Here is an 11,332-nt window from a genome sequence, read left to right on the forward strand (position 1 = left end):
AAGGTAAAAAAACTATTGAGTTCTTCCCCTAATAGCGGAAACCATGTAGAGCATCCGCCTCATCAGGTCAGCCAATCAGGCTGGCCCAAAAAATAGAACCGAAACTGAACTAGGAAAAACTGCCCGGTGATGGAGACTTTTCTTTTACGTTCTCCTTGCCTAGGGTCCTAAGTGAACAGTTTTGTTCCAAAAATTGGGAGATATCACATGAAGAATTTGCTTATGGCCACTGCGGCTATTGCGCTTACTGCTGGCACTGCATTTGCCGGTGGCCACGCAAAAGAAGTTAAGCTTGGCGTACTCTTTGGCTTTACTGGTCCTATTGAATCTCTGGCACCTGCCATGGCGCAGGGTGCTGAACTGGCGATGGAAGAAGTCACCAAATCCGGAAAACTGCTGGATAGCGCGACCGTTACCCCAGTGCGCGCCGACACCGGCTGCATCGACAACGGTCTTGCGGTAGCCAATGGCGAAAAACTGATCGCCGAAGGTGTGAACGGCATCATCGGTGGTGACTGTTCCGGCGTGACCGGCGCGATCCTTCAGAACGTTGCCATTCCCAACGGCATGGTTATGATCTCTCCCTCCGCGACTTCTCCCGGTCTGTCCACCATGGAAGACAACGGCCTCTTCTTCCGCACTTCCCCTTCGGATGCGCGTGAAGGCCAGGTCATGGCAGAGATTCTACAAGAGCGTGGTGTGAAATCCATCGCGTTGACCTATACCAACAACGACTATGGCAAAGGCCTGGCCGATGCGATCAAGACCTCCTTTGAAGGTGTTGGCGGTAGCGTAACCATCGTCGCAGCTCACGAAGACGGCAAAGGCGACTATTCCGCAGAAGTTGCTTCCCTGGCCTCCGCTGGTGGCGACCTTTTGGTTGTTGCGGGCTATCTGGACCAAGGTGGTCTCGGCATCATCCAGTCCTCGCTCGACTCCGGTGCATTTGACACCTTTGGCCTGCCCGGTGGCATGATCGGCGACAGCCTTCCTTCCAACGTTGGCTCCGATCTTGATGGTTCCTATGGCCAGATTGCCGGTTCCGACTCCAAAGGCGCAGAAATCTTTGCGGCTCAGGCAAAGGACCTCGGCTTTGATGGCACCTCCGCTTATGCTTCTGAATCCTATGATGCCGCTGCACTGATCATGTTGGCCATGCAGGCCGCCAACTCCAAGAACCCTGCCGACTACGGCGCGAAGATCATGGATGTTGCCAATGCACCTGGTGAGCCAATCAACCCTGGTGAACTGGGCAAGGCACTGGAAATCCTCGCCGCTGGCGGTGAGATTGACTATCAGGGAGCAACCGGCGTTGAGCTGATCGGCCCCGGTGAGAGCGCAGGCTCCTACCGCGAAATCGAAGTTCAGGAAGGCAAGAACGTAACCCTTCGCTTCCGCTGATCCCTCCGGTTTGGATCTAGATATCAACGAGCAGCCCGGCAACGCCCGGGCTGTTCCAAATTTAAAGGCCGCAAAAACACGCGGCAGGGGATGAAATGACATGATCGTCGTCGAGGACTTGCATAAGCACTTCGGCGGGTTCCACGCGGTTGACGGCGCCTCGCTGGAAATCGCCAAGGGGTCCATAACCGGTTTGATTGGCCCGAATGGGGCCGGCAAAACCACATTGTTCAATGTAATTGCGGGTGTTCTGCCGCCGACGTCCGGCCGCGTCACCATGGATGGTGAGGATATCACTGGCCTGCCCCCGCATGAGCTGTTCCACAAGGGGCTGCTGCGCACCTTCCAAATCGCGCATGAATTCTCCTCAATGACCTGCCGCGAGAACCTGATGATGGTTCCGGGAGGCCAATCGGGTGAGACACTGTGGAACACCTGGTTTGGACGCAAACGCATCGCTGATGAAGAACGCGCCCTGCGCGCCAAGGCGGATGAGGTGCTGGAGTTCCTCACGATCAGCCATATCGCCGATCTGCGTGCGGGTGAAATCTCCGGTGGGCAGAAAAAGCTGTTGGAGCTAGGCCGCACCATGATGGTGGATGCCAAAATCGTCTTTCTGGATGAGGTTGGCGCCGGTGTGAACCGCACCCTTCTTTACACCATCGCGGACGCCATCAAACGCCTCAACGAAGAGCGCGGCTATACTTTTGTGGTCATTGAGCACGACATGGAGTTCATCGGCCGTCTTTGTGACCCCGTCATCTGCATGGCCGAAGGCAAGAAACTGGCCGAAGGCACTCTGGGTGAGATCAAAGCCAATGAGCAGGTGATCGAGGCCTATCTGGGAACAGGCCTGAAGAACAAAGATAAGCTGGAGAAAGCCTGATGGGTGTGCCTGCTGAGTTTTGGGGTTCTGCCCCCGCCGCTGCGCGGCTCCCCCGAGGTGTTTTTCGCAAAATGAATAAGGGAGGCGCATATGTCTGAACCCTTTCTGATTGGCGATTGCATGACAGGCGGATACGGCAAGGGGCCGGATATCCTGCACGATTGCACCATTGCCGTGAACCCAGGCGAAATCGCAGTCATCGTTGGTCCCAATGGTGCCGGTAAATCCACCGCCATGAAGGCCACTTTTGGCATGCTTAATGTGAGGTCTGGCTCCGTCCGCTTGGACGGTGAGGATATCACCACCCTTAGCCCCCAGGATCGGGTGATCAAGGGCATGGGCTTTGTGCCCCAGACCAGCAATATCTTCACTTCGATGACGGTGGAGGAAAACCTGGAAATGGGCGCCTTTATCCGCACTGATGACATCAGCGACACCATGGAACAGGTCTATACCCTGTTCCCGATCCTGCGCGACAAGCGCAACCAGCCGGCGGGAGAGCTCTCTGGCGGTCAGCGTCAGCAGGTGGCCGTCGGGCGCGCGCTAATGACCAAACCCAAGGTGCTGATGCTGGACGAACCCACAGCGGGTGTTTCCCCCATCGTGATGGATGAGCTGTTCGACCGTATTATCGAGGTTTCCCGCACCGGGCTGCCGATCCTGATGGTGGAACAGAACGCAAAGCAAGCGCTTGAGATCGCGGACAAAGGCTATGTTCTGGTGCAGGGGCGCAATGCCTATACCGGCACCGGACAAGAGCTGCTGGCCGATCCCGAAGTCCGCAAATCGTTCTTGGGGGGGTGAAGAATGTCCATACCCCGGTTAAGCCACTGCTCCGGATTGCTCGGCGCTTTAAGCACAACCGCAATCTTTGCGGTTTCCAACGAACTCCAAGCTGCTCCACTGCAGCACAGCTGCCTTTTCGACCACGTTGCAAAGGTAACCAAGGAAGGAATGCAGAGGGCTGACGTGGCTTTACAGGTAACTGTTGCACACCGAAAGCGCAGTGGACGCGTGATCGTGGATGGTAGCGGTGACTATGAAGCCCGTGCCAAGTCTTTCGATAGCGGTGCAGTAGAGTACTACTTCAAGACAGACGTCTCGAAAGAAACAATTACTATTGGCCCGCAAGGCGATGCCCTCTGGGACATCCGGTTCAGAAATGAGGATTACATGGTTTATGTCGGAACTTGCGGCGCAGTAGAGGTGGCTTCCTGATGGATCTTCTCAACGCCCTTGTGGCGCTAACTAACTTCGTCATGATCCCAGCCATTGCCTATGGCAGCCAGTTGGCGCTGGGGGCTCTTGGTGTGACGCTGATCTACAGCATCCTGCGGTTCTCCAACTTTGCCCATGGCGACACCATGGCATTCGGAACCATGATGACCATTCTGGTGACTTGGCTGTTTCAATCCTGGGGCATTGGCTTTGGCGTCCTGCCAACCGCGCTTTTGGCGCTGCCTTTTGGTATTCTGGCAACCATGGCCTTGGTTTTGGTCACCGACCGGACAGTTTACCGATTTTATCGGGAGCAAAAAGCAAAGCCGGTCGTCTTTGTGATGGTCTCGCTGGGTGTAATGTTCATGATGAACGGCCTTGTCCGTTTCATCATTGGGCCTGGCGATCAGCGGTTCTCAGATGGTGAGCGCTTCCTGATCAAGGCCCGGGCCTTCAAGAAAATGACTGGCCTCAACGAAGGTTTGGCGATCAAGACCACCCAGGGCATTACTGTTGTGACCGCGATTGTGGTTGTGGCGCTGCTGTTCTGGTTCCTGAACAAGACCCGTACCGGTAAATCCATGCGCGCCTATTCGGATAACGAGGATCTGGCGCTGCTGTCTGGCATCAACCCGGAGCGCGTGGTGATGTACACTTGGCTGATCGTGGCCGCACTCGCGACCATCGCAGGTGTGCTTTACGGGCTTGATAAAAGCTTCAAACCCTTCACCTATTTCCAGCTGCTGCTGCCAATCTTTGCCTCTGCCATCGTAGGCGGCCTTGGCAGCCCGCAGGGTGCAATTGCCGGCGGGTTCATCATCGCTTTTTCTGAGGTGACGATCACCTATGCCTGGAAAAAAGTGCTGAATTACTCACTGCCGGAAAGCCTGGCGCCGGATGGTCTGGTTCAGCTGTTGAGCACCGACTATAAGTTCGCGGTCTCCTTCGCGATCCTGATTGTTGTCCTCCTGTTCAAGCCAACGGGCCTCTTCAAAGGGAAAGCGGTATGACCGACACAATGAAACACAGCCTGCTTTTTGCCGCCGTCGGCCTGCTGATCGTGATGGAGGGCGTGACGGACTGGGGCTTTTTCTCCGGCTCCTGGAACTCCTCCCTGGTGATCCTGAACATGGGGCTGATCTCTGCCATCATGGCCTTGGGGGTGAACCTGCAATGGGGTTTTGCAGGGTTGTTCAACGTCGGCATCATGGGCTTTACGGCGCTGGGCGGATTGGCCGTTGTCCTGACTGCAACCCCACCAACACCAGGCGCCTGGAGCGCAGGCGGCGCAGGCGTTGTGATGGCCATGGTTATGGGGGCCCTGACAGTTGTCTCTGCCGTCACCGTGACGAAGATGATGCCAAAGGGCCGCAGCCGTGCCCTGGTGACAATTGCCATCCTCGTTGTTGGTTTTGTCATCTACCGGGCCCTGTTTGACCCGGCCATCGGCGCCATCGAAGAGATCAACCCTGCGATTGAGGGCAATATCGGCGGCTTGGACTGGCCGGTGATCCTGTCCTGGCCTGTCGGGGGCTTGCTGGCAGCGGGTGCGGCCTGGCTGATTGGTAAGACCGCATTGGGTCTGCGTTCCGATTATCTGGCGATTGCGACCCTGGGTATTGCTGAGATCATCATCGCGGTGCTCAAGAATGAGGACTGGCTGTCACGTGGGGTTAAGAACGTCGTGGGACTACCACGCCCCCTGCCCTTTGAGGTGGATCTGCAGAATGATCCGGCCTTTGTGGACCGTGCTGCCGGGCTGGGTCTGGATCCGGTTCTGGCTTCCACGCTCTATGTCAAACTGGGCTACGCGATCCTATTCGCTGTGGTTCTACTGGCCCTTCTGTGGATGGCGCAGATGGCACTGAAAAGCCCCTGGGGCCGGATGATGCGCGCAATCCGTGACAATGAGGTTGCGGCTGAAGCTATGGGTAAGGACGTGACCCGCCGCCACCTGCAGATCTTTGTGCTGGGCTCCGCGATCTGTGGCATTGCTGGCGCAATGATGACCACCTTGGATGGGCAGCTGACACCGGGGACTTACAACCCACTGCGCTTCACCTTCCTGATCTGGGTCATGGTCATCGTCGGTGGCTCCGGCAACAACTTTGGCTCGGTTTTGGGCGGTTTCCTGATCTGGTTCCTCTGGATTAAGGTAGAGCCGATGAGCCTGGAACTGATCAGCCTACTCACCTCAGGCATGGCCGAAGATAGTTTTCTGCGTGGTCACCTGATGGAGAATGCCGCTCACATGCGTCTCTTCACCATGGGTTTGATCCTGCTGCTGGTCCTACGCTTTAGCCCGCGCGGGTTGATCCCAGAGAAGTAGGGTTCACATCCTTAGAGAAAAGAAACGCCGCCTCACATTTGAGGCGGCGTTTTTTGTTCATCCTTCTTAGCGGCCTTTGAATAATCCACCCAGGATCCCGCGAACGATACGTCGGCCGGTGGTGCCTTTCAGCTCTTTGATCACCGCCTCCGACATCGCTGAAGCAAAGGTGTCTTTGCGTTTGTAGCTGCGCGATGTCGAGCGGCTGACCCGGCTGCCGGAAAAGCGTCGGGCGGCGTTGAACTCCCTTGCCATTGGCTCCGGTGCCTTCTCCGCTGCTATCTCAGCTTTCTCCGCCTCCGCCGCGGCTGCCGCACTGCGTTGCGCCAGGATTTCATAGGCAGAGCGTCGATCAAGCGGTGTGTCATATTTCCCCGCCATATCAGAGGCTTTTAGGAAAGCTGCCCTTTCGGTCTTGGATAGGGGTCCCAACTGACTGCTTGGCGGGCGGATCAGGGTGCGTTCAACGATGCCGGGCACCCCTTTCTTTTGCAGCATGGAGGTTACAGCCTCCCCTACGCCGACTTCGCGAATGGCATCCTCTGTAGAAAACCGCGGGTTCTCCCGGTAGGTCTCTGCCGCAAGTCGCAGGTTTTTCCGGTCTCTTGCGGTAAAGGCACGTAGTGCATGCTGTATGCGGTTGCCAAGCTGTCCCAAGATGTCTTCGGGTACATCCGCTGGGTTCTGAGTGATGAAATAGATCCCAACCCCTTTGGAACGGATCAGCCTTGCCACCTGTTCAACCTTGTCAACCAAGGCTTTGGGGGCATCCTCAAACAGCAAATGCGCCTCATCAAAGAAAAAGACAAGCTTAGGCTTGTCCGGGTCGCCAACTTCGGGAAGTTCCTCGAACAGCTCGCTTAGCAGCCACAACAGGAACGTCGCATAGAGCTTTGGTGAGGCCATGAGTTTATCCGATGCAAGGATGTTTATCATCCCGCGTCCAATAGCGTCCTGACGCATCAGGTCTTTCAGTTCCAAGGCCGGCTCCCCAAAGAGGTCGGCCCCGCCCTGGTTCTCCAATACCAGCAAACGACGTTGGATCGCTCCGATCGAGGCGGGTGAGACATTACCATACCGCAGCGACAGCTCCCCCCGGTTTTCCCCGATCCAGACCAACAAGGACTGAAGATCCTTCAGATCCAGCAGCGCCAATCCCTGCTCATCTGCTAGTCGGAAGGCAATGTTCAAGATCCCTTCCTGTGCCTCGCTCAACTCAAGCAGCTGCGCCAGAAGGAGGGGGCCCATATCGGCGATGGTCGTGCGCACCGGGTGGCCCTGTTCCCCAAACAAATCCCAGAACGTCACAGGGCAATCGTGATAGCTATAGTCTTCAAAGCCGATTTTCTCCGCCCGGCTATGAAAGGCATCATGTAACTTGTGTGCAGCGCTGCCAGGTTTCGCGAGACCAGAGAGGTCTCCTTTGACATCAGCCAGGATCAACGGAACTCCAGCCTGAGAGAAACTCTCTGCCAAGATTTGCAAGGTGACGGTTTTGCCGGTGCCCGTTGCACCAGCTATCAACCCATGGCGATTGGCATATTTGAAGCTGAGCTCCTGTGCCTCGCCATAACTCTCACCTCCCCCTCCGATAAAGATCTTATCTGACATGTGTTTTCCCTGCCCTACTGTCGAACCAAGTGTTTTATCGCACTTTCCCCTGTTTGCAGGGGAAAGTGCAATAATTCGCCGCTTTTAAACATACATTGTTAACCTTTATATGCCATCAAGGTCTTGCCCGCCCTCTCCCTTCGGAGGTGTTGGCGGGCATTTCCTCCCTGTCAGACTGGCCGTGCCGCGTGCACGGCCCTTTTTTTGCAACTATGGTCCTAGTTTCTGGTTAACTTGCGCGTGTTGCGCGCAAGGGTCGGAAAAATCCAAATTCAGCGCGTTTTTTTCTCTTTGCTTATTGACCAATAAGCGAACCCCTCGTAACGTCCTATCCAATAACTAAGTCGGCCAGTCCGACGGGGAGAGACCACACAGAAAAGGGAACCCTTGGGTTTCCTTTTTTGCTTTTCCTGTCGCAGTCCACCCGCGTCACCCATAGGGTATGCATCCCGTGTACATTTCCCCGCTTATCGCCCGATATTGAACTGACACCTTTTGAATTGCGTGATAAATCCACTGCAAACAACCCAGAGACAAATGAGGCATTCATGATTAAGTCCCTGACACCAATGACATTGGCAGCCTTGATTGCTATTGGCTCCGCCGTTTCCGCGCAAGAAAGCACAGCAACCGCAGATGGCGCTGAGGAAACAACACAGGCAGGAGAATCGACTACTGATCAACTGCTGGACCTTGGACAGCCCGTAGACGACGGTACCATTCAACTTGGGCAACGCTACAGCAAAGAAACCCATGGAGATTGGGACCTGGCCTGCGTGAAGGTAGAAGCGGACAATGACCCTTGCTCGCTCTTGCAGATCATGCGTGACCCGCAAGGTAACCCAATGGCAGAGATTTCGCTGTTCCGGATTGATCAACAAGGAGGCCAGGCTGTCGCCGGTGCAACCGTGATCGTTCCTTTGGAAACTCTGATTGCAACAGGCGTAACCATTTCTGTCGATGGTGCCCCAGGCAAACGCTACAACCTTTCCCACTGCAGCCCTCTCGGCTGTTTTGCGCAGATCGGTTTGACGGAGGCTGATGTTAACGCCTTTAAACAAGGCAAAAGCGCTGTACTGTCCCTGCGCCCGGCGCTCGCACCGGACAACGAAGTCGAGTTGAGCTTTTCGCTTTCTGGCTTCACCGCAGGCTACAATGTCGTGGATGTTGTAAAACAATAAGAAATCCTCGCCGCAAAACCCAGCTATTAGGTTTTGCGGCGACGGTTTTTGCGTTGCCGCCTATCGGCAGGCAAAGTTGAAGAACCTATGTTCACCTAGCCTAGGTTTTCTAGCCCTCTTTAGCCCGGACCTACCCCTTGTTTCGTGCTGTCGATGTCGGGGGCTTCCGATCATTGCGCGCTCTGAGCCTCACCGTCTTGGTTTAGCCAATCCCAGCATTCCTGCCAGAGGGCCTGGCGCCCCGGACGAAAGGCGCCTTCATGTCCTATACGCCTAACGCCAAAGGCACTGGGCTCCCGGATAACCAGGGAGCGGTCTGCCTTTGGGTATGCCTGTAACAAATCCCAACCAGATCGTTCGGTTGCGATTGGATCATCAGTAAAGACCCAAGAGCGGATGGGCGCTGTGACATCAGAATAGTACTGTGGGTCCAGAAAACTCCCATAGTCACGCTCAAAGTAAGAGCGTTTACAGCTCCAGCGGCGCCAGGTCCGGAACAATTTTGGTGGCAGAGCCTCCCCTTGCCATCCGCCGCCTGGCCTAAGGTAGCCCCAACGCATCAATGAATACTGCCCAAGCCCCCACCAAAAGTAGAGCTCAAGCGGCCAGTTTCGTAAATGATGGCCACCAAAATACCCCGTTCCTACAGAGAGGAATGCATGCCGTCTGATAAGGTTTTGGTTTTTCATCAGCCCAACAAAATGGCCGCCAACACTATGTGCAATATGGAAAATCGGCAGTGACGTAGCCCTATCATGCAGAAAATCAAGCGCTGCGGGCATGTCGTAGTGTCCCCAGTCGGGATAATCGATGCCTGAGTTCCGCAGATCCGGAACGGCAGATTTTCCAATGCCACGATAGTCGTAGGTTAGGACGAGAGCACCACGCGCTGCCAGAAAATCCGCCAGGGCGTGATAGAAAAACTTAGGAAATCCGGTTCCCGCTGAAATCAGAACCGCAGACGTTGGATCCGCCGCAGCGGTCAGATCTCCGGTAAGGAGCCAGCCATCTTCTGTTTTTATCTCAACAGACTTGCGCTGAAATTGAGTGTCTTGTTCCTGTTGAACATCCTTCATTCTTCCCCCTCCGGAGCAGCGATGATCGCCTCAGCGTTTCTTGTGACATGGTCCAAAAACTGTTGGATAGTCGCCCTCTCCGCCTCATTGAAAGGCGCCAGTAGGGCTTCGTTGAAATGGCGGGTTTCCTGCTTCCCTTTTTGCAGAAGCTCTATGCCCTTTGGCAGAAGCCGCACTCGATTGACGCGTCGATCTTCGGTACTGGCCTCCCTGGTAACGAGATCCAGGGCCACCATTCTGTCCACCAAGCCTGTCAAACCTGATTTCCCCATCGACAGCCGTTTAGCGATTTCTGAAATCGGCATCCCATCATCTTTGTCGAGAACAAAGAGGACCGCAAACTGTGCTGTTGTCAGCCCTGCCATGGATCTCGTCCGGTTGTCAGCCGCCCGAAACAACGCTGCATGGGCGGTTTGCAGTAAGTGAAATACTCGTACTTTCCGTGTCATTCGACCACACCCCCTTTAATACGTATGCGAACCTTTTTCCAACAGAGCAAGAAAAACCGCACCTTGATGACGCCAAGTCATCCCATACCACTGTGCCCCCTCAGCCTTTGCCGTCCTCTTGAATGGTTCACCAGCGGATTGACATTCGATCCTCCAAACGGCAATTTTCAATGAAGTTTTCTTGGCCGCACAACGCGCCCTGAGCACATAGCGGACCCTTTTATGAAGCTTCTCTTCCTGACCAGGTTTTCCTTCTTTGGCGTTTCAGGATGGCGCTCTGAGGCTAGCACCGATTTAGAAAAACTCTTGGACCCAGAGAGACTGGAAAGCCGGTTTAACCTCTTTGAGAAAATCGCAGCACGTTCGTTGGCAATGCAGAGCGATCTCGACTTTGATTGGATCCTTCTTAGTGCGAAAGCCATGCAGAAGGCCGATAAAGATAGGCTGAGAGCGATTGTCAAAAGCACGCCCGGCCCCGGTATTCGCAAGGTTCTGTTCCGCGAGCACATGCCAGCAGGCAAAGCCTTTCTTCAGGCTATTTGGCGCAATTACCAAAAGACAGATCTCATCAGTACGGTGGTCATCGATGATGATGACGCGCTGCACTCAAATTTTGTAGCAGAGTGTAAATCCGCTTGCAGCCAGTCCTGGGCCGAGAAGTCACCGGATGCGGACCACGTTCTAACCAGTTTCCCCAAAGGGATTAGCCTGAACCTCAGAGAAGGTGGGTGCGAGTTCTACGAAAGACATGTGCCCTTTACCAACCTAGGCCTGTCCATGACTGCGCCTGCCAATAGCCGCCACAATCTTTTTGCAATGAGTCACAAACGTGCGGGTAAGCGACGCCCATCCCGGATTGTTGAAACTGAGCACCCCATTTACTTGCGGACCGTCCATCAATCCAATGACTCTCAGGCAATGCTGGGAAAAGATCCCAAACCCGTCGCAGAAAGCTTGGTTCGGCAGCACTTCCCTGGAATTAACTTTAAAAACTTGACCTAAGTGATTGGTTCTTAACAAGACCTATAGAGATCCACTCAGAGGAAAAAGGCTCCTCCTTTTTCCAAAGGAGGAGCCAGTGACACCGATCAGGCTCTTTATTCACTGCCCAAAGACCATCATGCCTGGGCCTTCTCGGCGTTTGGAAAAGGCGCACCTTCTCCAGACCTCGTAAATGATCT

The 11,332-nt window shown here is 54.9% G+C and carries 11 protein-coding genes; 8 read left to right on the forward strand and 3 right to left on the reverse strand.

What is annotated here, in order from left to right; all coding sequences use genetic code 11:
• Positions 1 to 207: 207 nt before the first annotated feature.
• The 6 genes from RSK20926_RS04960 (at position 208) to RSK20926_RS04985 (ending at position 5,834) form a co-directional block, all read left to right on the forward strand.
• Positions 208 to 1,401 carry an ABC transporter substrate-binding protein gene (locus tag RSK20926_RS04960; protein WP_008204818.1) on the forward strand — a complete coding sequence of 398 codons (1,194 nt, stop codon included), beginning with the start codon at positions 208 to 210 and terminating at the stop codon, positions 1,399 to 1,401.
• Positions 1,402 to 1,501: 100 nt separating this feature from the next.
• Entirely contained in the window at positions 1,502 to 2,287 is a 786-nt protein-coding gene (locus RSK20926_RS04965; RefSeq protein ID WP_008204819.1) for an ABC transporter ATP-binding protein, read from the forward strand.
• Between the two features lie 90 nt (positions 2,288 to 2,377).
• Positions 2,378 to 3,091, forward strand: a complete 714-nt coding sequence (locus tag RSK20926_RS04970) for an ABC transporter ATP-binding protein (RefSeq protein WP_008204821.1) — start codon at positions 2,378 to 2,380, stop codon at positions 3,089 to 3,091.
• Between the two features lie 3 nt (positions 3,092 to 3,094).
• Positions 3,095 to 3,505 (forward strand): hypothetical protein, encoded by a 411-nt coding sequence (locus RSK20926_RS04975; RefSeq protein ID WP_037253780.1) that lies wholly within the window; start codon positions 3,095 to 3,097, stop codon positions 3,503 to 3,505.
• Positions 3,505 to 4,515, forward strand: a complete 1,011-nt coding sequence (locus tag RSK20926_RS04980; protein WP_008204823.1) for a branched-chain amino acid ABC transporter permease — start codon at positions 3,505 to 3,507, stop codon at positions 4,513 to 4,515. Before RSK20926_RS04975 ends, RSK20926_RS04980 begins: the two co-directional genes overlap by 1 nt.
• The gene (locus RSK20926_RS04985) at positions 4,512 to 5,834 is read left to right on the forward strand and encodes a branched-chain amino acid ABC transporter permease (RefSeq protein ID WP_008204824.1); all 1,323 of its coding nucleotides are present in this window, start codon (positions 4,512 to 4,514) and stop codon (positions 5,832 to 5,834) included. The genes RSK20926_RS04980 and RSK20926_RS04985 overlap by 4 nt, the downstream gene beginning before the upstream one ends.
• A 66-nt stretch (positions 5,835 to 5,900) precedes the next feature.
• On the opposite strand, the gene RSK20926_RS04990 is transcribed toward RSK20926_RS04985, so the two are convergent.
• On the reverse strand, positions 5,901 to 7,445 hold the full coding sequence (locus RSK20926_RS04990; RefSeq protein WP_008204826.1) for a helicase HerA-like domain-containing protein: 1,545 nt from the start codon (positions 7,443 to 7,445) through the stop codon (positions 5,901 to 5,903).
• A 548-nt stretch (positions 7,446 to 7,993) separates the two neighbouring features.
• Here RSK20926_RS04990 and RSK20926_RS04995 point away from each other — a divergent pair.
• Positions 7,994 to 8,626 (forward strand): invasion associated locus B family protein, encoded by a 633-nt coding sequence (locus RSK20926_RS04995; protein WP_037253782.1) that lies wholly within the window; start codon positions 7,994 to 7,996, stop codon positions 8,624 to 8,626.
• 170 nt (positions 8,627 to 8,796) lie between these two features.
• Here RSK20926_RS04995 and RSK20926_RS05000 read toward each other — a convergent pair whose 3' ends face one another.
• Positions 8,797 to 9,702, reverse strand: a complete 906-nt coding sequence (locus RSK20926_RS05000) for an alpha/beta hydrolase family protein (protein ID WP_008204828.1) — start codon at positions 9,700 to 9,702, stop codon at positions 8,797 to 8,799.
• The gene (locus RSK20926_RS05005) at positions 9,699 to 10,151 is read right to left on the reverse strand and encodes a MarR family winged helix-turn-helix transcriptional regulator (RefSeq protein WP_037253784.1); all 453 of its coding nucleotides are present in this window, start codon (positions 10,149 to 10,151) and stop codon (positions 9,699 to 9,701) included. Before RSK20926_RS05005 ends, RSK20926_RS05000 begins: the two co-directional genes overlap by 4 nt.
• 222 nt (positions 10,152 to 10,373) lie before the next feature.
• Between RSK20926_RS05005 and RSK20926_RS05010 the strand changes: the two genes are divergently transcribed.
• A complete protein-coding gene (locus RSK20926_RS05010; protein ID WP_008204830.1) occupies positions 10,374 to 11,153 on the forward strand; it encodes a glycosyltransferase in 780 nt (259 codons plus the stop codon).
• Positions 11,154 to 11,332: the final 179 nt, after the last annotated feature.

Source organism: Roseobacter sp. SK209-2-6, from assembly GCF_000169455.1.
Lineage (GTDB): Bacteria > Pseudomonadota > Alphaproteobacteria > Rhodobacterales > Rhodobacteraceae > Pseudophaeobacter.